21 protein-coding genes are annotated in these 24,520 nt (G+C 43.3%); 13 read left to right on the top strand and 8 right to left on the bottom strand.

Annotation, left to right across the window (positions count from 1 at the left end; translation table 11 throughout):
• Positions 1-139 precede the first annotated feature (139 nt).
• The 5 genes from K429_RS0121155 (at position 140) to K429_RS0121135 (ending at position 8,198) form a co-directional block, all read left to right on the top strand.
• Positions 140-2,065, top strand: coding sequence for a glycoside hydrolase family 127 protein (locus tag K429_RS0121155; RefSeq protein WP_029327946.1), 1,926 nt, complete (start codon positions 140-142; stop codon positions 2,063-2,065).
• Between the two features lie 2 nt (positions 2,066-2,067).
• Positions 2,068-3,159 (top strand): serine hydrolase, encoded by a 1,092-nt coding sequence (locus K429_RS0121150; protein WP_007213378.1) that lies wholly within the window; start codon positions 2,068-2,070, stop codon positions 3,157-3,159.
• 61 nt (positions 3,160-3,220) lie between these two features.
• Positions 3,221-5,164 (top strand): glycoside hydrolase family 97 protein, encoded by a 1,944-nt coding sequence (locus tag K429_RS0121145; protein WP_029327945.1) that lies wholly within the window; start codon positions 3,221-3,223, stop codon positions 5,162-5,164.
• Positions 5,165-5,311: 147 nt separating this feature from the next.
• On the top strand, positions 5,312-6,961 hold the full coding sequence (locus tag K429_RS0121140) for a glycoside hydrolase 43 family protein (protein WP_029327944.1): 1,650 nt from the start codon (positions 5,312-5,314) through the stop codon (positions 6,959-6,961).
• A 13-nt stretch (positions 6,962-6,974) separates the two neighbouring features.
• Positions 6,975-8,198 (top strand): glycoside hydrolase family 88 protein, encoded by a 1,224-nt coding sequence (locus K429_RS0121135; RefSeq protein WP_029327942.1) that lies wholly within the window; start codon positions 6,975-6,977, stop codon positions 8,196-8,198.
• Between the two features lie 18 nt (positions 8,199-8,216).
• Here the strand turns inward: K429_RS0121135 and K429_RS0121130 are convergent, their stop codons facing one another.
• The gene (locus tag K429_RS0121130; protein ID WP_231501904.1) at positions 8,217-10,541 is read right to left on the bottom strand and encodes a HAMP domain-containing sensor histidine kinase; all 2,325 of its coding nucleotides are present in this window, start codon (positions 10,539-10,541) and stop codon (positions 8,217-8,219) included.
• Between the two features lie 141 nt (positions 10,542-10,682).
• Between K429_RS0121130 and K429_RS0121125 the strand changes: the two genes are divergently transcribed.
• Positions 10,683-10,976, top strand: a complete 294-nt coding sequence (locus tag K429_RS0121125; RefSeq protein ID WP_029327940.1) for a hypothetical protein — start codon at positions 10,683-10,685, stop codon at positions 10,974-10,976.
• A gap of 47 nt (positions 10,977-11,023) precedes the next feature.
• Here K429_RS0121125 and queF read toward each other — a convergent pair whose 3' ends face one another.
• The 3 genes from queF to K429_RS0121110 form a co-directional block, all read right to left on the bottom strand.
• Positions 11,024-11,479, bottom strand: coding sequence for a preQ(1) synthase (gene queF / locus K429_RS0121120; protein WP_007216146.1), 456 nt, complete (start codon positions 11,477-11,479; stop codon positions 11,024-11,026).
• A gap of 50 nt (positions 11,480-11,529) precedes the next feature.
• Positions 11,530-12,189 (bottom strand): 7-cyano-7-deazaguanine synthase QueC, encoded by a 660-nt coding sequence (queC, locus tag K429_RS0121115; protein WP_029327938.1) that lies wholly within the window; start codon positions 12,187-12,189, stop codon positions 11,530-11,532.
• Positions 12,190-12,272: 83 nt separating this feature from the next.
• The gene (locus K429_RS0121110) at positions 12,273-12,953 is read right to left on the bottom strand and encodes a queuosine precursor transporter (RefSeq protein WP_007213368.1); all 681 of its coding nucleotides are present in this window, start codon (positions 12,951-12,953) and stop codon (positions 12,273-12,275) included.
• A 159-nt stretch (positions 12,954-13,112) separates the two neighbouring features.
• On the opposite strand from K429_RS0121110, the gene K429_RS0121105 reads away from it, so the two are divergent.
• Complete coding sequence (locus K429_RS0121105; RefSeq protein ID WP_029327937.1) at positions 13,113-14,393, top strand: DcaP family trimeric outer membrane transporter; 1,281 nt, start codon at positions 13,113-13,115, stop codon at positions 14,391-14,393.
• 79 nt (positions 14,394-14,472) lie between these two features.
• Here the strand turns inward: K429_RS0121105 and K429_RS0121100 are convergent, their stop codons facing one another.
• Complete coding sequence (locus K429_RS0121100; protein ID WP_007213366.1) at positions 14,473-15,804, bottom strand: OmpP1/FadL family transporter; 1,332 nt, start codon at positions 15,802-15,804, stop codon at positions 14,473-14,475.
• Positions 15,805-16,539: 735 nt separating this feature from the next.
• On the opposite strand from K429_RS0121100, the gene K429_RS0121095 reads away from it, so the two are divergent.
• The 5 genes from K429_RS0121095 (at position 16,540) to K429_RS0121075 (ending at position 20,715) form a co-directional block, all read left to right on the top strand.
• Positions 16,540-17,541, top strand: coding sequence for a 2-hydroxyacid dehydrogenase (locus tag K429_RS0121095; protein ID WP_007216143.1), 1,002 nt, complete (start codon positions 16,540-16,542; stop codon positions 17,539-17,541).
• Positions 17,542-17,651: 110 nt separating this feature from the next.
• Positions 17,652-18,356 carry a pirin family protein gene (locus tag K429_RS0121090; protein ID WP_007213364.1) on the top strand — a complete coding sequence of 235 codons (705 nt, stop codon included), beginning with the start codon at positions 17,652-17,654 and terminating at the stop codon, positions 18,354-18,356.
• A gap of 81 nt (positions 18,357-18,437) precedes the next feature.
• On the top strand, positions 18,438-19,169 hold the full coding sequence (locus K429_RS0121085; protein ID WP_007216141.1) for an MBL fold metallo-hydrolase: 732 nt from the start codon (positions 18,438-18,440) through the stop codon (positions 19,167-19,169).
• Between the two features lie 12 nt (positions 19,170-19,181).
• Positions 19,182-20,312, top strand: coding sequence for a DUF4468 domain-containing protein (locus K429_RS0121080; RefSeq protein ID WP_029327936.1), 1,131 nt, complete (start codon positions 19,182-19,184; stop codon positions 20,310-20,312).
• Between the two features lie 25 nt (positions 20,313-20,337).
• Complete coding sequence (locus K429_RS0121075) at positions 20,338-20,715, top strand: VOC family protein (RefSeq protein WP_007216139.1); 378 nt, start codon at positions 20,338-20,340, stop codon at positions 20,713-20,715.
• An 85-nt stretch (positions 20,716-20,800) separates the two neighbouring features.
• Here the strand turns inward: K429_RS0121075 and K429_RS0121070 are convergent, their stop codons facing one another.
• Complete coding sequence (locus tag K429_RS0121070; RefSeq protein WP_007213360.1) at positions 20,801-20,983, bottom strand: hypothetical protein; 183 nt, start codon at positions 20,981-20,983, stop codon at positions 20,801-20,803.
• Positions 20,984-21,123: 140 nt separating this feature from the next.
• Between K429_RS0121070 and K429_RS0121065 the strand changes: the two genes are divergently transcribed.
• Positions 21,124-21,855: a bifunctional 2-polyprenyl-6-hydroxyphenol methylase/3-demethylubiquinol 3-O-methyltransferase UbiG gene (locus K429_RS0121065; protein WP_029327934.1), complete on the top strand. Its 732-nt coding sequence runs from the start codon at positions 21,124-21,126 to the stop codon at positions 21,853-21,855.
• A gap of 23 nt (positions 21,856-21,878) precedes the next feature.
• On the opposite strand, the gene K429_RS0121060 is transcribed toward K429_RS0121065, so the two are convergent.
• Complete coding sequence (locus K429_RS0121060; RefSeq protein WP_007216138.1) at positions 21,879-22,418, bottom strand: TlpA disulfide reductase family protein; 540 nt, start codon at positions 22,416-22,418, stop codon at positions 21,879-21,881.
• A gap of 21 nt (positions 22,419-22,439) precedes the next feature.
• On the bottom strand, positions 22,440-24,305 hold the full coding sequence (locus K429_RS0121055) for an SLC13 family permease (protein ID WP_007213356.1): 1,866 nt from the start codon (positions 24,303-24,305) through the stop codon (positions 22,440-22,442).
• Positions 24,306-24,520 lie beyond the last annotated feature (215 nt).

Raw genomic sequence — 24,520 nt, 5'->3', positions numbered from 1 at the left:
ATACCTTCAGTCCTAGTGGGAACTATCCTCAGTCGTAATAGGAAAATAGCTCGCTATACAGTTTTAAATTCCTCTAACGGGTTTTGAGTAATATATCCCTCTACTTCGTATATATAAAGAAAGAATTAATAAAAAAGTTATGAGAAATAAGAGTTTAATCCTAATGACAATCTGTGCGGCTCTATCAACCGGCCTTTCCGCTCAATCCATTTATCCCGGACAACATGCCGGAAAAATGAAAAAAGTGACAACAGCGCCGATACAGGTAGAGAGTTTCGACTTAAAAGACGTGCGTTTATTACCAAGCCGTTTTCGCGACAATATGATGCGTGATTCTGTTTGGATGACTTCTATAGCAACCAATCGTTTGCTACACAGTTTCCGCAACAACGCCGGAGTATTTGCCGGACGTGAAGGTGGATATATGACCGTAAAGAAACTAGGCGGCTGGGAATCACTGGACTGCGAACTGCGCGGACATACAACAGGGCATTTACTATCAGCCTATGCGCTCATGTACGCATCTACCGGAAGTGAAATATTCAAGCTGAAAGGTGACAGTCTTGTTACAGGTCTGGCAGAAGTACAGGCAGCTTTGGGAAACGGGTATCTCAGTGCATATCCGGAAGAATTGATCAATCGGAACATACGTGGGACAAGTGTATGGGCACCCTGGTATACATTACACAAGCTCTTCTCCGGATTGATCGACCAATACCTCTATACAGATAACAAACAGGCATTGGAAGTAGTTACCCGCATGGGCGACTGGGCTTATAATAAACTTAAACCGCTGGATGAACCCACCCGGAAAAGGATGATACGGAATGAATTCGGCGGTGTGAACGAATCTTTCTATAATCTTTATGCCATCACCGGTGACGAGCGTTATCAATGGCTTGCTGAATTTTTCTATCACAATGATGTTATCGATCCGCTGAAAGAACAACGCGATGATTTAGGAACCAAGCACACGAATACCTTTATCCCAAAAGTTCTTGCCGAAGCACGTAACTACGAGCTGACGCAGGATAATGACAGTCGGAAGCTGACTGATTTTTTCTGGCATACCATGATAGACCATCATACCTTTGCACCGGGATGCAGCAGTGATAAAGAGCATTATTTCGATCCACAACAATTATCCAAACATCTGACCGGATATACCGGTGAAACTTGTTGTACGTACAATATGCTGAAACTCAGTCGCCACCTGTTTTGCTGGACAGGAGATGCCAAAGTTGCTGACTACTACGAACGTGCACTCTATAATCATATCCTTGGGCAACAAGATCCTGAAACAGGAATGGTATCCTATTTCTTGCCTTTGCTCTCCGGCTCTCACAAAGTTTATAGTACCCGGGAGAATTCCTTCTGGTGTTGTGTAGGCAGTGGTTTCGAAAACCATGCTAAATATGGAGAAGCTATCTATTATCACAATGACCAGGGAATCTACGTAAACCTCTTTATCCCGTCAGAAGTAAACTGGAAAGCGAAAGGAATAACTCTGCACCAGGAAACAGCTTTCCCCGCAGAAGAGAACACTGCATTGACCATCCAAACGGACAAACCTGTCACCACTACGATTTATCTGCGCTATCCATCATGGAGTAAAAATGTGAAAGTAAACGTCAATGGAAAAAAAGTATCGGTAAAACAGAAACCGGGATCATACATTGCCGTAACCCGCCAATGGAAAGACGGTGATCGCATTGAAGCTAATTATCCGATGAGCCTGCAATTGGAAACAACGCCAGACAATCCACAAAAGGGGGCCCTGCTATACGGACCGCTGGTATTGGCCGGTGAATCGGGAACAGAAGGTATGCAATCTCCGGCACCATTCTCTGATCCGGCATTATACAATGATTACTATACTTACAATTATCATATTCCGGCTGAGCTGAATACCACCTTACAAATAGACCGGAAACACCCCGGACACAGTTTACAGCGTACAGGCGAGGAACTGATATTTAAAACATCACAGGGCAATGTTTTAAAGCCACTGTATGACTTACATCACCAACGTTACGTTGTATACTGGGATTTAATAGAAAAGTAAAAATGAAACAAATTATTATTATAGTTTCTCTCATAGGTATTTATCTGTCATTCACATCATGCCGTCCTGCCGATAACCGGCAGGCGGATTATGATTTTACACCACTTGACTCCATTATCACCTCATGGATGAATAAAGGATACTATCCGGGAGCCTCAATCTGTGTAGTCAGAGACGATAGCGTTATCTTTCAGAAAAACTACAAAGACGTTACCCCTGATACTAAAGTCTATGTAGCCTCTGCCGGAAAATGGGTAGCCGCCGCAGTAATCGGAGCTGTGGTAGACTGCACCGAACTGGACTGGAATGACAGTGTAAAGAAATGGATTCCTGAATTTAAAAACGACATAAAAGGAATGATTACTTTACGTCAGTTGCTTTCGCACACATCGGGTGTCCGCCCTTATCTGCCGGAACCACGCGTAGACAATTACAATCATCTGGATTCGGCAATCATGGAGATTCTTCCGCTTGACACGGTTTTCACTCCCGGCACCCGCTTTGAATATGGCGGACTTGCCATGCAGATAGCCGGCCGGATGGCAGAAAAAGCTATGAATAAAGAATTCGAGGAATTATTTCAGGAATTAATAGCCCGACCTTTAGGAATGAAAAATTCCCATTTCACGCCCGTGAATACAGATGGAGGACACGCTCCCATGTTGGGTGGAGGTCTCTGTACCACTTTGCACGACTACATGCGTTTTCTTGATATGATCTACCACAATGGCGTATTTGAAGAAAAGCAACTACTGAAACCCGAAACCATACATGAAATGCAAGCAAACCAAGTGGGAAATGCAGAAGTTCATCCGGGTGAATATGTGGAACGTGCACTGAAAAAATATCATACTGGCATATATGGTTTGGGAGAATGGCGGGAACTTATTGATGAAGCAACAGGAGAAGCCTATCAGATCAGTTCACCGGGTTGGGCCGGCGCCTATCCATGGATCAATAAACAGGACCGGGTATATGGATTCTTCATAGCCCATGTACAGGGAAGTTCACAAAAGGAAGATGGATTCTCGTCATTTTTTGGAAGTCCTGTCATTTCACAAACTGTCTCGAACATTATTTCCCTAAAAAGATAGAATACATTGAGTATCCTCATATCCCAAATCGTATTTATATAAAAACAATAAATACGAAGATATGAAGACTATCGGCTCAGCAATTATTATGTTAGTTCTCACTCCTTCCCTCTTTGCAGACAATGGCAAGGAACTGAAGCTGACATCTCCTGACGGAACACATGAAATAGCATTTTACCAGAAGCAGGTTTCACCTGCGGCAAACGAACTTTGTTATCGGGTAGATTACAAATCACAACCTGTAGTCAATGAATCACGTGCCGGGCTGGAACTGGACAACCGGATATGGGAAATGGCTCTGGGAGCACGAAACCTGAAACAGCCTGCCTGCTGGATGGACAATCTGGAAGTGGACTCTGTGACTTACCAACCCGAAACAGACATCACCTGGCAGCCACTTTACGGTGAACGTAGCAGTGTACGCGATCATTACCGGACCGGCACCCTTTATCTCTCCAAGAAAGATAACTCCGGCTACCGGCTCAACATTGAGGTGCGTGCCTATAATGAAGGAGTAGCTTTCCGCTATTTCTTCCCGGAACACCCAAAGGCTATCTTTCATAAAGTAGTAGGTGATCTCACAGAATACGCCTTACCGGCAGGTACAAAAGCATGGACCGAACAATGGGCACAGGCTTTCTTTGAGTACCTGAACATTGATGATATCAAACATCCGGTAGAACGTGCCCTTACGCTGGAACTCCCGAATGGTAAATGGGCCGCATTGGCAGATGCTGATGTTGACGACTGGTGTCTGACCAAATACCTTGCCTCCACAGACAAGAAGAATACACTGACTTCTGTAATGTATAGCCCCGTGGATGTAGTGACTTATTATGCCACTCCCTGGAAGATAGTCATGGCAGCCGACAAACCGGGTGAATTGCTGGAACACAATGATATCATCCAGAATCTGAATCCGCCGTGTGAAATTGCCGATGCCGCCGCATGGGTAAAACCAGGCAAGATTATGCGCGAAACAACTATCACAACCGAAGGAGCTATTGCAACCATCGACTTCTGTGCAGCACATAATATCCCGTATATGCTTTTCGACTGGCAATGGTATATGCCCTGTACTTCACATGACGGGGATGCCACAAAAGTGGTTGCCAAACTGGATATGCCCCGTGTTATAGCTTATGGTAAGGAAAAAGGAGTTGGTATCTGGGTGTACGTAAACCAGCATGCACTCATGAAGCAAATGCGTGAACTTTTCCCATTGCTCCGCAAATGGGGGATTGTCGGAGTGAAATCCGGTTTCGTACAATACGCCAGCCATCGCTGGGCAACTTGGATGCACGACATGGTTCGCTTGGCAGCAGAGAATCATCTGCTGATGAATATACATGATGAATATCGCCCTTCAGGCTTCAGCCGTACTTATCCGAATTTGTTAACTCAGGAAGGCATTTGTGGAAACGAAGAATTTCCCGATGCAACTCATAATGTCACGCTCCCCTTCACTCGTATGATAAACGGTGCAGCCGACTATACGATCTGTTATTTCGACAAACGGCTGAAAACGACTCATGCTCATCAACTGGCAGCATCCCTCGTGTTCTACAGCCCTCTGCAAACTATCTTCTGGTATGACAAACCATCGTTCTATCACGGAGAACCGGAAATGGAATGGTTTGAGCACTTACAAACTGTATTCGACGATACGAAAGTATTAGATGGCGCTCCCGGCAAAAACATAACAATGGCACGCCGGAAAGGTCAGGAATGGTTTGTTGCAGCAATGACCAACAATGAAGGTTCTGAAGAAGAAATACCTCTCACGTTCCTCGATAAAGAAAAGAATTACCTCGCCTGCATCTATACGGATGGGGGAGAAAAGATAAAAACAAGTACACAGGTAAAATGTACTTATCTGCTTGTCAACGCTTCACAAACTATGAAGTTCCAGCTGAAACCCAGTGGTGGAGCTGCCATAAGACTGGTACCTATAGACAGGCAGGAAATGAAGAAGTATAAAAAGTACAAAGGAGAAAGATTATAAAATATGATATTTCATTGAGTGAATAAACAGATTCGCTCGTATTAATAGGCAAATAACACATTAAGATTATTTTCAGTAGATAAAGGTAAGAGTTTGTTTAGGTAAAATCTTTGTTTTTCAGGATATTTTAAAAAGGTAACTAAAAAGATGAAAAAGATATTTCTGCTTACTACATTGCTATACGCTGCCTGTTGGCAGGCGGAAGCCCAACATGTATCCAAAGCCTGGGTATCTGACCAGAAGGATGGCACATATATCAATCCGGTGCTGCATGCCGATTATTCCGATCCGGATGTCTGCGCGGCAGGTGAAGATTTCTATATGACGGCTTCCAGCTTCGGATGTGCTCCCGGTTTGCCCATTCTCCATTCCAAAGATCTGGTTAACTGGAAATATGTAGGCTATGCGTTGAAACAGATAGAACCCATCGAGTTCTTCAATGCTCCCCAGCATGGAAAAGGTGTTTGGGCACCATCCATCCGCCATCATAATGGAGAGTTTTATATCTATTGGGGAGATCCGGATCATGGCATCTTCATGGTAAAGACCAAAGACCCGGCTGGAGAATGGGAGAAACCGATATTGGTAAAAGCCGGCCGTGGCATGATAGACCCTGCTCCACTATGGGATGAAGATGGAAAAGTATATCTGGTACACGCATGGGCAGGAAGTCGTGCCGCACTGAACAGTGTTATCACAATTTGTGAGATGAATGCAGAAGGAACAAAAGTGATCAGTGATCCGGTACTGGTCTTTGATGGTAATGATGGAATCAACCATACAATTGAAGGTCCCAAACTCTATAAGCGAAATGGTTACTACTATATTTTTGCTCCGGCAGGCGGAGTAGCAACCGGATGGCAGTTAGTATTGCGTTCGCAGAATATATACGGTCCTTATGAGAAGAAGATTGTCATGGCGCAAGGCTCTACCGACATCAATGGTCCCCACCAAGGCGCATGGGTTGATACGCAAACAGAGGAATCCTGGTTCGTTCACTTTCAGGATAAAGCCATGTATGGGCGTGTCGTTCATCTGAACCCGATGAAGTGGGTAAACGACTGGCCTGTAATTGGAGAAGATAAGGACGGCGATGGTTGTGGCGAACCCGTAACCCGTTATAAAAAGCCCAATGTAGGTAAGAATTACCCAGTAGAAACACCTGCGGACAGTGACGAGTTCAATACCCGTCAGTTAGGACTACAATGGGAATGGCATGCCAATTATCAGGATACATTCGGATATACTTCCGACTTGGGATTCATCCGTATTTACGGACATATTCTCTCCGAAAATTTTGTGAATTTCTGGGAAGTACCAAACCTTTTATTGCAGAAATTCATGGCAGAAGAGTTCACAGCAACTACCAAACTAAAAGTTTCCGCCAAAATGGACGGACAGCAATCCGGATTGATTGTAATGGGCTGGGACTATTGTTACCTCGGAGTAGAGAAAGAGGGCGATAAGTTTATATTGAAACAAGTGACCTGCAAGGATGCAGAGCAAAAGATACCCGAAACAGTCACTCGCCTGGCAGAATTACCTGCCAGCAGAAAGTACGAAGCAGGTTTGTTTCCCAACTACGAAAGAGATATCTATCTACGGGTAAAAATAGAGAAAGGCGGTATCTGCCACTTCTATTACAGCCTGGATGGTAAGAAATATAAAGCAATAGGTATGCCTTTCACGGCCCGCCAGGGAAAATGGATAGGTGCCAAAGTAGGATTATTCAGTACCACTCCTTATGGTAAGGAACGGGGATGGGTAGATGCCGACTGGTTTCACATAGATAAATAAAAAGACTGATTATATGAAAACAAAAGAACTACTGTTCGGTGCATGCTTGTGCATGTTTACAGCTTGCAACATGCCCGAGAAAGGAATGGATGTGGATGTATATGAGGCGCTGGATTACTGTGACGCCCAGGTACAACGCACTTTAACAGAACTAAAAGCGGCAGAAGGTACTATCGACTACTCGATGATGCCCCGTAACATCATGGACAGCCTCAACACCTGGCATTGCCGAAAAGCAACAAAGGATGAATGGTGCAGTGGGTTCTGGCCAGGAGTTTTATGGTATGATTACGAATATACCGGTAAAGCAACCATAAAGGAAGAAGCAGAGAAATTCACCGAACCGTTGAAGTTCCTGTCACAAATTCCGGCATACGACCATGATCTGGGTTTTCTTATCTTTTGCAGCTACGGCAATGGATATCGGTTGACACATAATCCGGAATACAAACAAGTGATTCTGGATACAGCAGATTCACTGGCAACTTTGTTCAGACCTCGTGTAGGTACCATACTTTCATGGCCACGCAATATAGAAATGTTCGGTGGACACAATACGATCATGGATAATATGATAAACCTGGAAATGCTTTTCTGGGCTGCCAAGAACGGAGGAAATCCATATCTGGCAGATATAGCCGTATCGCACGCCGATAAGACTATGAAATATCAGTTCCGTCCCGACTACACTTCCTATCATGTCGCTGTCTATGATACTTTGACGGGCGACTTCATAAAAGGAGTTACACATCAGGGATATGCAGACAATACCATGTGGGCACGCGGACAGGCGTGGGCTATCTATGGATATACAGTAGTCTACAGGGAAACATTAGATCCACGATATCTGGATTTTGTACAGAAAGTAACAGATGTATATTTAGAAAGATTGTCGGAAGACTATGTGCCTTACTGGGATTTTGATGACCCCAATATCCCGAATGTCCCACGTGATGCCTCCGCTGCAAGTGTAACCGCATCGGCTTTACTGGAACTCTCCACTTACCTGCCTGGCAAAAAAGGAGAAGAATATAAGAATGCAGCTATAAAAATGTTGGCAAGCCTGAGTTCGGACAAGTATCAATGCGGCAAAAGCAAGCCGGCATTCCTCCTCCACTCCACCGGACACTTGCCGAATAATTCAGAAATAGATGCCGCCATCATTTATGCAGACTATTATTATATCGAAGCCTTGGTTCGATTGAAGAACTTAATTGAAAATAAAGCTGTCATATAGAAGCAACGTTATCCCCTCTTACTGTTTTGGTTTGAGGGGAAGCGTAAACCAAAATGTAGAACCTTCTCCCAATTTAGAATTCACTCCGATTTCGCCTCCCATATTCTGAATAATGAGCTGGCAAATAGGCAAACCTAAACCGGTGCCCTGTTTAAAACTATCCAACTTGATGAAACGTTCGAATATAAGATGGAGTTTATCTTCCGGAATACCAGTTCCCGTATCAGTTACATAATAATAGATGTCTTTGTCACGCACTTCATAGCCATAGCGAATGCTGCCGGTCGATGTAAATTTACAAGCATTAGTCAGGAAGTTCAAAACCAATTGTTGAAGTCTGTTTTTCTCTGAATAAACAACATAATCATCCGGCATCCCCGGCTCAAAAATCAGATCAACCCTATCCTGCAAACGAGACTCAACAACTCCCTTCAAAGTCGCTAACACTCCATTTAATCCAAATTCCGAATAATACAAATCAAGAACTCCAGCCTCAATCTTGGATAAATCCAGAACATCATTGATAAGTTGCAGCAAGATTCCATTATTCTTCTCTATGATGCTGACATACTCCTTCTTCTCTTCTTCATCTTCAGTCATAGCCAATATACTGGAGAAGCCAATAATTGCATTCAACGGAGTGCGGATTTCATGACTGATATTAGCAAGAAAGGCAGATTTCAGACGGTTGGATTCTTCCGCACGCTCTTTGGCAGCAATCAGTTCGCGTTCTGCTATTTTACGTTCTGTAATAAACAATGATGATCCCACCACGATCAAGGGGTTTCCCTTTTCATCATATTGTTCAACAAAAGCACGTGCTTCCATCCAGTCTTCCGAATCATATGGTTTACCTGGACGATGGACGCGATATTCTTCCTTTATTCTATCAACTTTATTAGCGCGTACATCCTTAAAAACCTGTCGGATACGTTCTCTATCTTCTTCACAAACAAAAGTTAGATAGTCGTTAATATCAGTCGTATAGGTCATTTCCGAAACTTCTTTTTTACCCTGTTCTATTGGTTTGTAAGAACTATATGTGATTTCATCCGTCCGTAAATCCCATTGCCAGGGTAGTAAATCAACAACCTCCAATGCCATAGCCATTTTGGAGTGAGTGAAGCGCTGATTCTGTTCAACCAACTGAAGTTGTTCCAAAATCTTATTTCGCCGAAGTTGGAAAAAGAGAACAACCAACAATAAAACAATACTTCCTACTACCAAGGCAGACCGATATTTTTCAAAGAAAGTAGGAGGAGCATTCAAGTAAATGGTTCCCGGAGGGCAATTTTTAGGAGACAAACCAAAATCGACCATATAAGGATAGTTGAAAAGAACCATAGGCTTCGGATCATAATACGGGATATCCCGTGCCTGTTTTCCATCAGCTACAGCATTAATCATCTTCACAATTTCCTCACAGTACAGGTTCATATCATATACACACCCTCCTATTATAGTCCCATCTTCTTCAATACTTGAAATAGAAGAAGATAATGCAAAAAATGGACAAGGCAATGTAGAATTGGCAATCACCTTATAAGAGTTTGCCATCATAAGCATATTGCCCGCAAACATTCGTTTGTGGAACCATGAAGCGAACAAAATACCGGTTTCCTCCGGAACCACTTGTCGCAATGTATCCAACAACTGTTCCGGACTCCAAGCACCTGCCGATAAAAACTTATAATTAATATCTGTATATTCAGTGTTAATCAACTCTGAGAGTTGCTGGTCATAATCAATGTCACGGTCAGTCTGATCACCTATTAACAGTAAACTCTTCATCTTCGGAATCATACGACGCAGCAACTGGACACTTTCCGGTATAAAAGCACGTGCAGCAAGAAAAGTCATATTATACTCATTACGCAGATCTTTCAAGTAGATACGATCTTTATATGGAATAATCTGATTGTACATATAAGTAGAATCCGGCCCTATATATCTACTTTCAGCACATACTATCAAAGGTATATCTCCCCAGTGTCTACGCATATCATCACGTAATATCAAAGGAGCATTTCCCAACATCAACACAGCTTTAGGCGGGTTGTTACCATAAGTTGAAAAAAGATTTTCTTTATATTGGTTCAGTATCTCAGGAGTTTCTATCGTCAGGATATTCATGTACTCCACATTCATACTCACATCCTTCCGGTCATACTCTTTCTGCATGATGTGTGAAATGATAGTCTGACTCCATGGGGCACCCGATACATAACTACTGATAATCAGCAAATCGGTACCAGAATTCTCTTTCTTATCATCAGCAGACGCTAGAGCAGAGAAAGATAAAAGGAAAATAAGTAAAAGATATCTAATATGTAGTATTCTCATGATTGCATAACTTGACTGTATTAAAACACAGAAAAGCAGCATTTAGTTCATGAAAAGAAAGACTTTCCTTATGATTATCAATATTCTCTTAGAAATAGTTTTATATTTGCATTCAACAATTATCACGAAAAGCTATTATATATGAAAAAGTTAATTTATCTCTCCGTTCTTGCTTTCTTTGCGGGAAGTATCAGTTCTTGTAAACAAGAGAATCACCCTCAAGTACTCAATGGAATAGTTTACGATGCTACAATGAATAATATCACCTTGATTACGGGAAAAGGTGATACAATAAACATCAGCACTATGGATGCCAATCCGGATAAAGTTCCCGGTGTATTACTGGAGGACAGTGTAGAAGTAACATGTATCAAAGAAAAGATTGAAGGTGGGGAAATCCTGAAAGCTACCGAACTGGTAATAATCAAGAAGTGATATTCATATAAATAAGGGGTGTTCCGAAAAATCACCCCTATCTCTTTTTATTCTCTATTCATTAATCGTTGTTCAGCTATGCCCTCATACTTCGTACCCGGGCGTCCATAGTTAGCATAAGGATAAATGGATATGCCACCACGCGGAGTAAAAAGTCCTGTTACCTCAATATATTTAGGATTCATCAGGTGAATAAGATCCTTCATTATAATGTTCACACAGTCTTCATGAAAAGCGCCATGATTACGGAAACTAAACAGATAAAGTTTCAAGCTTTTACTTTCCACCATCTTTATATCAGGAATATAACTAATACGGATTTCCGCAAAGTCCGGCTGCCCGGTTATAGGACATAGGCTGGTAAATTCCGGACAATTAAAACGTACCCAATAATCATTCTCGGGATGCTTATTATCAAAAGCTTCCAGCACTTCAGGAGCATAGTCCTGCTTATATTCTGTTTTTCTCCCCAAAAGGGACAGTTGATCTTTTAATTCGGTCATAACTATTTGTTTTTAATGTAAATCAGGAGTTAAGCGAAGCGATAATTCCTTTAAATACTTAACTGCTTTAAATATTTCTCTAATCCCTCACGACGTAACTTACATGCCGGACAATGCCCGCAGCCATCACCCTGTATCCCGTTATAGCAAGTCAATGTTTCGTTCCGTACCAGATCGAGCACTCCCAGTTCATCTGCTAACTCCCAGGTTTCCGCTTTGTCGATCCACATCAATGGAGTATGAATTACGAACTGCTCGTCCATAGCCAAGTTCAATGTAACATTGAGCGACTTGATAAAAGCATCCCGACAATCAGGGTATCCGCTGAAATCAGTCTGCGACACTCCTGTCACGATATGATTGATACCATGTTCACGGGCATATACAGCAGCAATACTTAGAAAGAAGAGGTTACGTCCCGGCACAAATGTATTGGGATAACTACCGGCTGGCTTTTCCTGATCCATAAGCATCGTTGTATCCGTCAGTGAGTTGTGCCCCAACTTACCGATAAAAGACACATCCATTGCTTCAAACTCCACATCAGCTTTACGGGCTATTTCCCGTGCCAGTTCCACCTCTTTCTCATGCTTCTGTCCGTACAGGAAGCTCAAAGCAACTACTCTCTTAAACTCACGTTTTGCCCAAAACAGGCAAGTGGTAGAATCTTGTCCACCACTGAATACAACTAATGCAACTTCTTTATTCACAACTATTCATTATTAATGCGAATCAGGAGTTAAAGGAAGTTATTGCTTCGCTTAACTCCTGATTTACAGTATTTATCATTACTTCAAATATCTTTGATTTTCAATATATTGTAAGAGATATCCTGATCATATACATCACTACCGTCAATACGTTTAATAGCCGCCACAACACGGATAGTAACCGGAAGAATCAGCACCTCATACAGGGATTTCAATACGATCTGAATACACATCATCACCAGCAATTCAGGCCAGGCAATAATTCCTCCGAAAGCAACAGGAAAGAATATTAGAGAGTCTGCCGTCTCCCCCACTACAGTGGACCAGATGGCACGGGCAGAGAAATGCCGTCCACCACTTGCCACTTTCATGCGGCTCATGACATAAGCGTTGAGAAACGAACCAACCAGAAAAGCTGTCAGACTCGCCGCCACAATACGCGGTGCCATCCCAAAAACAAAGTTGAAATGAGCCTCCCCCTCCCAAAATGGTGCAGCCGGTAATGCTACGGCTATCAATCCAAGCATCACCACAAAGAAATTCATAGCAAAACCACTCCAGATAATGAGACGTGCTTTACGAAAGCCCCACACCTCAGCAATGCAATCATTGATAATATAAGAAATAGGGAAAACCAGCAACCCTGCGGTAACGGTAATACCGAAAACCTGGATAACTTTAGTTTCAAGAAGATTAGCTGCAATCAGACAAACATTAAATAGAATACCCAGCAGCATAAAGGGTACAGATACTTTTTGCTTCATAAATCCTGTTTTTTACGTGGTGTTCTAGAATACACGACCGCTATTCACGGCATCATAAGATCGTTAAATCGGCTGCAAAGATACATTTTCTTCCATTGACCGCAAAACCATTTCTAATTTAAGTTGTTCAAAGGGCATTCACCAAAACCTAACTTAATAATGAAGACAATCTTAAAAGTAATGTTTCTATTGTGCGGCATCGGTTTCATTCCGTCCATAGCCAGAGCACAAGAAAAAGTGATTATTGATGACGAAGCACCTAACGGCATCGTCATGGTTACCATCGACAAGGCAGGCGACGAGATCGTCCGTATCATGAACGAATCGCAATTCAGGTACATCCACGATCCTAAAGCTCCCCGCTTCCTGTTGATGGATAAAAAAGGGAAATTCGCCCTTGGTATCGGCGGATATGTGCGTGCCACTGCCGAATATGACTTTGGCGGCATCGTGGACAACATGGACTTCATCCCTGCCTACATTCCGAATGCCAGCAAAGTAAAGAACCAGTTCCAAATGGATGCAAGTACTTCCACCATCTTCCTGAAACTGGTAGGGCATACTAAATTGCTGGGCGATTTCGTTGTATATACTGCCGGTAACTTCCGTGGCGGAGATAAGGTATTCCAGTTGCGAAATGCTTATATGTCGTTCCGTAATGTAACGGTGGGTTATACTTATGGTGGGTTCATGGATTTGGCTGCATTGCCTTCCACTATCGACTTCCAAGGCCCCAATGGTGCAACTTTCTACCGTGCCACTCAACTTGCCTACACTTACAAAGGTCTGAAAAACTGGCGTTTCCATGCATCTATCGAAGTGCCAAGCGTAGATGGCGCCACGAATGACGAACTCAGCGTAGCCCAACAACGTATGCCGGACTTCACCGCTTACGCCCAATATGGATGGGGAGCTAACAGCCATCTTCGTGTGGGTGGTATCGTGCGCAGCATGACGTATACCAGCACGCTCAGCAATCATGCGTCCGATGTTACCGGATGGGGTGTACAGGCATCTACTTCGTTCAATCTCAGTAAGAAATGGGAAATCTTCGGGCAAGCTACTTACGGAAAAGGTATCGGACAATATTTGAATGATATAAGCAATCTGAATGTGGACATCGTTCCCAATCCTGAAAAAGAAGGCAAGATGCAGGCATTGCCTATGCTGGGCTGGTTTGCCGGGGCACAGTATAATATCTGTCCGAAAATATTCGTATCCGGCACATATAGTATGTCCAGATTATATTCTGAGAATGGTTATCCCAACGATCAACCAAGCAGTTATCGCTACGGACAGTATCTCGTAGCCAATGTATTCTGGAATGTCACTCCAAACATGCAGGTAGGAGCCGAATACCTCCGTGGCTGGCGTACAGATTTCAGTAATTCAACACACCATGCCAACCGAATGAATTTGTTAGTACAATATTCTTTCTAATCAGATATATAAACAGGGAAGCCGCCTCAAAACAATGTTCGAGACGGCTTCTTCTATCATATTAGAAGTAATTATGAAATCAGAACCTGTAATCAATACTAAGGCCGAACACCTTATTAGTACGACTATAAACATTTGTACCACTCAATCCGGTACCATTATAGTTTTGAGACACTTTAGTATAGTCATCATAGGTAGTCCACATATAACCAACGTTCAAGGCAGCTCTTTCACTTAACTTCAGCTTGGCTCCAAAGCCCAGAGTATAAGAATCACAAGAGAAACTGGTATCACTCTGATAATCGTTAGACAATCCGTAATCTGTAATCTGACCACCACAGCTCACTGTCAGCTGTTTGGTTACATCCCACTCAATACCTGCCAGATACTCGTTTGTTCCCTTTGTCAGAAACTTCTGCTTGCCATTGGCCATTCCTGCATTCTTGTCATCAAAGAAGTGATATTCCACAGATGCGCGCAATACCGGTATGAACTCATAGGCAACAGCCACGGATAGCATGGAAGGGATATCATTCGGAGTATTCACACCATGCTTGTAATCCGCCAATTCACTTTCAGCGGCACCAATCATACGAAGCGAGTTTTCTTTAGTGGAATTCTCAATATTCAAATTAGTCATGAACTCATACTTTGCGCCAATGTTCAGCTTGCCCAACTTGGCATCCAAACCGATAACCGGAGTAAATCCCCATCCGGTCTGGCTGCAATCCAAATCGATGCCGATAAGTTCTGTTCCGGTAGTTATCGTTCCTCCGGTAGGCAAAGGCAAATTAGTGGCGGCACTGGCATTTAATGCACCCTGATAGCCACCGGTGAAATAGTTCATGCGACCACCTGCAAAAACAGAAAGCCAGTCTGTTGCCTTATAAGTCAAGCCCAACTGTACAGAGTAAATGTACTGCTTGCCATCCATGTAGCTTTTCAGCGAATAGGCATTGCTCGGAATCTTTTGGGCTCCCAATCCGCCTATCACCATAGCATCGAACATGGGAAGACCATCATCAAACGAAGCCTTTCCACCGCCACCGGTGATGCCGAAGAAGCCGGAAAGCGTCCAGTCACCCGTCTTATAAGCGGCAAACAAACTGGGAATGACAGGAGCAGATGCCTTACCCTCATAATACTTATTCAGCCCCAAACCTTCGCACGAAGCATCGATATTTCTTGTTTGAAAAGCACTCTGAATACTCAAAGACATATGAAAGCCGTCAGTCGGTAAAAACGCCAGACCTGCCGGATTGGACAAAGCACCGTCTATTTCAGTTGTAGCGCCACGGGATAGCATACGAAGAAAAGCAGCATGCTGATTTGTATTCGTAAGGAGACCTCCAGCAAAAGTTGAAGTTGAAACGATTAGCAACATAAGGCTAATCAACGAAAATTTTCTCATCTAAATCTTTTTTAATTGTTAGCGGGCGCAAAGTTACAATAATATTGCACGGCTGAAAGCATTTTGTGCAAAAATGTCGCATCAGACCAATAATTAATTGAAAATAGAAACTGTTTCTAATGAAACTGATAAAAAAAAAGATAGATGATATCCGTTGCTCATAAGGGAAAAGTAATGAACTAATGCTGATAATGATTTAGGCGCGGATTACGCGGATTACACGGATTCTTTTCCTGTAATATAGTGTGATAGCGCAGCCATTAATCCGTGTAATCCGCGTAATCCGCGCCTAAAATTATATTCATAACCCGTCCGCTATGGGCAAAACGATGACCCTGTATGATAAACATTTCATGCGTTTATGATAAATATTTACACAACAGAATAATTGTGCGATCAGTCATATACTTAGGGTATCTCAGTATGATACTTAGGGTACCTCAATATGATACTTAGGCTACCTCAGTCGTATACTGAGATACCACCATCGTAATACATCTGATAATCAGCCATTTACAAAACGCCTCTTCGACATCAAAAAATCAAAACAAACAAACTATTTGAAATGATAAATTATTTCCTTTCAGCAGCGTTATGAACAAGACTCACCAAACTGAGATAATCCGCAGTCACCAACAACTATCCACAATATCGTAGTCAACTGTCGCCAATGAACCTTATTAGCCACGCGTGTGTTATATTGACAGACGATAAATTCTAAAAACTCCATAAACTATGGCATATACAATTGCTTTTTTCGGCACGAAGCCCTATGACGAGGCTTCGTTCAATGATAAGAACAAAGAATACGGTTTTGAACTCCGCTATTACAAAGGTCATCTGAATAAACACAACGTGATACTAACGCAAAATGTAGATGCCGTCTGCATATTTGTAAATGACACCGCAGATGCGGAAGTGCTCCATATGATGGCGGACAATGGCGTGAAATTATTGGCATTGCGTTGTGCCGGATATAACAATGTAGACCTGAAAGCGGCTGCCGATTGTGGTATCACAGTGGTACGTGTACCCGCCTACTCGCCCTATGCCGTAGCAGAATATACCGTAGCCCTCATGCTGTCGCTGAACCGGAAAATCCCCCGTGCCACCTGGCGTACACGAGACGGTAATTTCTCTCTGCACGGACTGCTTGGTTTCGATATGTACGGCAAGACGGTCGGCATCATCGGTACGGGAAAGATTGCCAAGAAACTTATTATGATTCTGCGCGGCTTCGGCATGAACGTACTGGCTTATGACCTATACCCCGACTATAACTTTGCCCGTGAGCACCAAGTGGTGTACACCACGCTGGACGAACTTTACCACAGTTCAGACATCATTTCCCTGCACTGCCCTCTCACCGAGCAGACCAAATATCTCATTAACGACTACTCCATCAGCAAGATGAAAGAGGGCGTAATGATTATCAATACCGGACGCGGACAACTGATTCATACCAACGCACTGATAGAAGGATTGAAGAACAAGAAAATCGGTTCTGCCGGACTGGATGTGTACGAAGAAGAAGGCGAATACTTCTACGAAGACCAGTCGGACCGCATCATCGATGATGATGTACTGGCGCGTCTGCTTTCCTTCAACAATGTCATCGTCACCTCACACCAGGCGTTCTTCACCCGTGAAGCATTGGAGAATATCGCCACTACCACACTTCAGAATATCAAAGACTTTGCAAGCGGAAAAGCCTTGGAAAATGAAGTCAAGATATAAAATTAACAATAAGAATCTGCAATAAGCAGAGGATAACATCTGACCATAAACTTTTTCAAAACCAGTTTGTTATCTAAACATATCAACCATTTAAAAGAAAGGAATTAATTATGAAAAAAGTAATAGACAAAGCGGAAAGCCGTGGACGTGCTCTATATGATTGGCTCGACAGTCACCATACATTCAGTTTCGACACCTACTACAACCCGCGCCGTATGAACTTCGGTGCCCTGCGCGTACTGAACGATGACCGTGTAGAACCAGGTAAAGGCTTCGGCACCCACCCGCATAAAAACATGGAAATTATCTCCATCCCCTTGAAAGGAAAGCTGAAACATGGTGATAGCCAGAAGAACAGCCGATCCATCACGCCGGGTGACATACAGACCATGAGTGCCGGTACCGGTATTTATCACAGCGAAATGAACGGCAGCGACACCGAACCGGTAGAGTTCCTACAAATCTGGGTAATGCCGGAGAAGCTGAATACACCACCTGCCTATCAGGATTATGACATCCGCCCGTTACTGCGCAAGAACGAACTGACGTTGATTGTTTCACCGGACGGTGACGCTCCTGCCAAGATGCTGCAACAGGCATGGTTCTCCATCGGAGAGATAGAAGCAGGCAAAAAAATCGGCTACCACATGCACCAGTCGCATGCAGGGGTGTACATCTTCGTGATCGAAGGTGAAGTGAAGGTGGACGACACTGTACTCTCACGCCGTGACGGCATGGGTGTATATGACACTCACAGCTTTGAGCTGGAAACACTGAAAGACTCGCATATCTTGTTGATGGAAGTACCCATGTAAGTCTTTTAGATAAAAATAACAGCTAAAAGCCAAGGTTTGTGTAGCGTTTTTCGTAATATTGCGCTATAAATTGATCCTTGCATGAAACTTGATTACATTTACCATAGCGGCTTCGCGATTGAAGCGGACGGAGTGACAGTCATTATCGATTACTACAAAGATTCCTCTGAAACGGAATATAATAAAGGTATCGTTCATGACTATCTGTTGGGAAGACCCGGAGAACTATATGTACTCTCTTCCCATTTTCACCCCGACCACTTTAATCGCGAAGTTCTTTTATGGAAGGTCGAGCGTCCGGATATTCACTACATCTTCTCCAAGGACATCCTGAAACATCGTCGCGCCACACGTGAGGATGCCACCTATATAAATAAAGGTGATGTGTACGAAGACCCGAATATCCGTATCGAAGCATTCGGCTCCACGGACGTGGGCATCTCTTTTCTGATCGACCTGCAAGGCATCCGGCTGTTCCATGCCGGAGACCTGAATAACTGGCATTGGAGTGAAGAGTCCACCCCACAGGAAATCCGGAAAGCGGAAGGCGACTTCCTTGCCGAGGTGAAGTACCTCCAGCAGACCGCCCCTTCGGTAGACGTAGCCATGTTTCCAGTGGACAACCGCATCGGGAAAGACTATATGAGAGGTGCGGAACAATTCGTGGAACGAATAAAAACCGCTATCTTTGTTCCTATGCACTTCAGCGAGGAATACAAGGGCGGAAATGCTTTCCGCGAGTTTGCCGAAAGCAAAGGTTGCCGTTTCCTGTCCATTACCCGCAGGGGCGAAAGTTTCGATATTACTCAATAAAACATACGCATTATGAAAAATTTGACACAGTTTCTTTTTATGCTGTTATGCATCTGTCTGCCGGCCACAGCGTTTGCAGACGCCAATAAAGATAAAGATGACGACAGCAAGTATCTGGCAGGTGCAGTACCCGAAGTAGATGGAAAAGTGGTATTCACCAAAGAATTCAGCATTCCCGGCATGTCGCAGGAAGAAATCTTCAAACGCATACAGGCTTGGATGGAAGCGCGGCTGAAGAAAAACGCGAACACCAGTCGCGTAGTCTACACCAATCCGGAAGAAGGACAAATCGTAGGCACGGGAGATGAATGGATCGTATTCAGTTCGAGTGCGCTTTCTCTGGACCGTACAAAGATACTCTATCAGCTTTCAGTTGTCTGTGCACCTGAGAAGTGTACGATGGAAGTAGAGAAAATCCGTTTCAACTATCGCGAAGGCAAAGAGAAATATACGGCAGAAGAATGGATAGTAGACAAGTACGCACTGAACAAGGCCAAAACCAAATTGGTGCGCGGACTTGCCAAATGGCGTAGAAAAACAGTAGACTTTGTAGACGACCTGGCCCTTGGAGCAGCCGAAGCCCTCAGTGCAAGCACTGCTAAGAAAGCAGCCGAAGCAGCTGAGCAGAAGGAAGCTAAGAAAGAGGAAAAGAGTGTTGTAAACTCTGGTCCGATAGTAATTGCCCCAAAAACAGAAGTTGAAGTGAAGACTCCGGCTGAAACCGGCAAAGTCACAGTAATCCCCGCCACTCCGCTCACCCCGGCTACTCCTGCAACGTCAGGTACAGTGCCCGGTTACAAAGAAGTAGCTCCGGATCAATTGCCGGCAAATGCCATCCAAATGGGTGCGGGCAAGTTAGTGCTTGTAATCGGCTCGGATGCTTTCAACATGACCATGATGACAGCAAACGCAGGTGGTTCATTGGGCAAATCATCAGGCAAGCCTGTTATTTTCAGCTTCCTTTCTCCCGACCAGCCTTACGAACAGATGGAGACGGCAGATACTTACACCGTTCGTTTCTATCCGGCAAACCAAACCGAACCGTCAGTTGTTTTGGAATGTAAGAAGATGCCTTCACAGACTCCGATGGAAGGTCAGCCACGCATGTATGTGGGTGAAATTCTGAAAGCATTCGTTAAATAATTACTAATTACTAATCACTAATTACGTGGAAATAAAAGCTAAATTCGATCATTTTAATATCAACGTTACCAATCTGGAACGTAGTATTGCTTTCTATGAAAAGGCATTGGGATTGAAAGAACATCATCGTAAAGAAGCCTCAAATGGCTCCTTCACATTGGTTTACCTGACAGATAACAGCACAGGTTTCCTCTTGGAACTGACTTGTCTGAAAGATCATCCGCAAGCTTATGAACTTGGAGAGAACGAAAGCCATTTATGCTTCCGTGTTGCCGGTGATTATGAAGCTATTCACCAATACCATAAAGAAATGGGTTGGGTATGCTTTGAAAATACAGCTATGGGATTGTACTTCATCCATGATCCGGATGATTACTGGATAGAGGTGCTTCCGGCAAAATGATGAAAGAATGGTAAAATGATAAATGGTAAGATGAGGAAATGTAATCCTATCATCTTACCATTTATCATTTTACCATCTTATCATCTCATTTATGACGACCTGCCCTTTTCTTTCGTATATCCGCCTTCATCTTGGCAGCACCGGAACCATGTTTCCCGGTAATATACGATTTCTTCTTGGCTTTAGTTTTCACCTTTCCATCTTCCTTAGGTTTGTCTTTCTTTCCTCTAAAGACGATACCGCCCATTATTGCATCTTCTATACTCATATTCGGTTTCTATTACTATTACATTTATAAGCCAGTGCGAAGTATGGCTTTATCCATATATTGACCACAAAGATAGCTTTTTTCTACTAACAGACTGCATTTTTCGTATCTTTGCGGACAACTTTTAAATATTGAATAGAATGAACACTACGCTGCTTTCTGTTGACAAGGATCCGATGGGTACTGCTATTGCAGATTATTATAAACGACACAAGGCCGAACGACTACGGGTTTTCTCCTCACAGTTCGATGAGGATGAAATTCCGGTAAAGGAACTTTTTCGCATGGAAAAGCAGATGCCTCTTCTGGAACGTACCGCCCTGCAACTGGCTACGGGAAAGATTCTGGATGTGGGAGCCGGAAGCGGTTGTCATAGTCTTGCCTTGCAGGAAGCAGGCAAAGATGTACATGCCATTGATATTTCACCGCTTTCAGTAGAAGTAATGCAACAACGCGGTGTACGGCATGCCACATTACTCAATCTGTTCGATGAACATTTCCAAGAGACATACGACACAATATTAATGTTGATGAACGGTTCTGGAATCATCGGTAAGTTGGAGAACCTGCCTGCCTTCTTCAAAAGAATGAAGCAACTGCTACAACCCAGCGGCTGCATCTTTATGGACTCCAGTGATCTGCGCTATCTGTTTGAGGAAGAAGACGGAAGTTTTGTGATCGATCTGGCAGGTGACTATTATGGAGAAATAGACTTCCAGATGCAATATAAGGATATTCTGGGAGAGTCATTCGACTGGCTTTACATTGATTTCCAGACACTCAGTCTTTATGCAGCCGAAAATGGTTTCCAAGCGGAATTGGTAAAAGAGGGAAAGCACTACGATTATTTAGCCAAGTTGACCTTGAAATAAGGTCAACCCGGACTTTCTGTTTATTATTTCTTTGCCAGCATTTCGTCTATCTTCTTCGTTAATGCGGCAAATTCCTCCTCATTGTACAAGCGGGTCAGCATCACAATGCGTCCGTCTTTATCAATCAGTACATTGCGAGTAATGCCGGCATTACGAAGCGCATATTTGGCAAAGATATCTGCACCCGGATCTAATCCCAAAGGATAAGTAACACCGGTTGATTTACCGAATGCAATCACTTTGTCCAGCGGCTCATCACGGTCTATACCAATAAGAGCAAATGCTGAATTATCTTTGTGTTTCAGCCAGATATCTTTTTCTATGAAAGGCATCTCTTTGCGGCATACCCCACACCAACTGGCAGTGAACTGTAACATCACTACCTTTCCACGAAGTTCGGAAAGGGTAACTTTCTTACCGTCTGTCAGGGTAATGGTAAAGTTAGGAGCCATCTCCCCTACTCTTACAATGTAGCCGGTGCTATCGGCAGCTACTTCCTGTGCTTTGCCCGATAAACTACAAAGGGCAAACAAGATAAAAATCAAACTCTTTACTACTTTCATCGATCTTATACTTTAGTTATTTTAAAACGGGAACAATAACGGGAGCACAAAGATCATCACAATTCCCATAATTATCTGTAAAGGCAAACCTACTTTAACATAATCCATGAATGTATAACGTCCTGCAGGCATCACCAATGCATTGGGCGGAGTCGAGAACGGAGAAGCAAAACACATACTGGCTGCCACAGTTACAGCAAATAGGAACGGATACGGACTCAAATCCAACTGTATGGCAGACTGAAGCGCAATCGGTGCAAGAAGTACTGCCGTAGCCGTATTACTAATAAACATAGTCATCAGCGAAGTGGTGAAATAAATACCTGCTAATAACACATAAGGTCCGTAACTACCTAGCCCGTTTACCAGCGATTGGGACACCAATTCGGAAGCTCCGGTCTTTTCCAGCGCCAACGACATAGGCAACATAGCGGCAATCAGAACAATACTTTCCCAGTTAATAGTTTTATATGCCGCTTCCACATTTCGGAAACAGCCGGTAAGCACCATCAGCAAACCTGCAATCATTACTGCCGTTACCGGAGCGACAGGGATAAAATCGAACATCATCATTACCACCATTCCCAACATGATAATGGCGGCAACAGGTGCTTTATGATTCAGGGTTACTTTGGCAGCCTCGGCAAGCGGTTGTCCAAGTACTACCCAATCAGAGGGATCTTCACTCAAACGCGCTATATTCTCCCATGTTCCTTGCACCAACAGCACATCTCCCGAATGCATCTTTTCATCCTTCAAATTCTTTAGGATATACTGACGTTTGCGTTGGATACCCAGAATATTCACCCCATATTTCTCTCTGAAACCAGAATCCTTTACCGGCTTATTGACCAGGTTAGAAGCAGGCATCAATACAATTTCAGCAATACCGATTTCCGTGAATTCAAGTTCATCACTCTTTGATTCTACGGTGCCTTCTGCATCATGCGTATCCAGTAACTTCAATGTATTTTCTTCTGCAAAGCGCTCCACATTCGTAAAATCTCCCAGTACATACAGAATATCATTCTCCTGAATAATGGTATCAGCAGCAGCCATTTCCTGGCTCATCGTCTTAAAGAAATGACGACGCGAAGAAGATGACTGACGGCGAACCTCCATTATACCCACATTATAACGTTGTGGAATACTCAGTTCCTGTATGGTCTTTCCAGTTAAAGGGGATCTACTTTCCACTCGTACCCGACACAAGTTCTGGAACAATTGGTACTCCCCTGCCAGCTCTTTCAGTGATTTATTCTTTTTGCCCTTACGATCCTTATCGCCTTTCTTAGTCAGGAAAATTTTGCTCAATGGAATCAGTATCACCAATCCGACAGCTACACAAACCAGTCCGACAGGAGTAAATGAGAAAAAAGTAAGGGGCGCATATCCAGCAGAAGTCAGTGCTTCCTGAATTACAAGGTTCGGTGGTGTACCGATAAGTGTCATCATACCTCCCATACTACTGGCAAATGCAAGTGGCATCAGCAGGCGACTGACATTAATCTGTGTCCCCATAGCCATACTGACAACAATAGGAAGCATCAAAGCTACCGTTCCGGTATTGCTGACAAAAGCGCCGATGAAGGCAGTCACCAGTACAATAAGAATAAAAAGCTTTAATTCGCTGTCACCGGCTAATTTTAGAATACGACTACTGATCATCTTCGCCAAACCCGTCTGAAAAATGGCACCGCCCACAACGAACAATCCTATCATCATGATCACGACGGAATTGGAGAAACCGGTCAATGCTTCCTCCGGAGTTAGAATACCGAATATAATTAGTAACACCAAAGCACAAAGCGCCACCAAATCCGAACGCACTTTGCCACTCATAAAGAATATCGCAGAAAGGAATAAAACAATGAGAGTAATATACATATAGATATAAAATTTGTCAGTTATTAAACAATTCAACAGTGATTTTTGTTCTAAGGCGTTGCAAATATCACAAAAATCAGCACAATGAACAATAGGGTGAATCCTTTTTGAACTAAATAAGCGACAAATATCTCACTAAATTATAAATAAAGTATAGATTATTAGCATTATATTTATAACTTTGAATCCGGGAATGATATTATGGGATCACCTCT

Source organism: Bacteroides sp. 14(A), from assembly GCF_000526555.1.
Taxonomy (GTDB): Bacteria; Bacteroidota; Bacteroidia; order Bacteroidales; family Bacteroidaceae; genus Bacteroides; species Bacteroides cellulosilyticus.
This window is presented reverse-complemented; position numbering and strand designations above follow the sequence as displayed.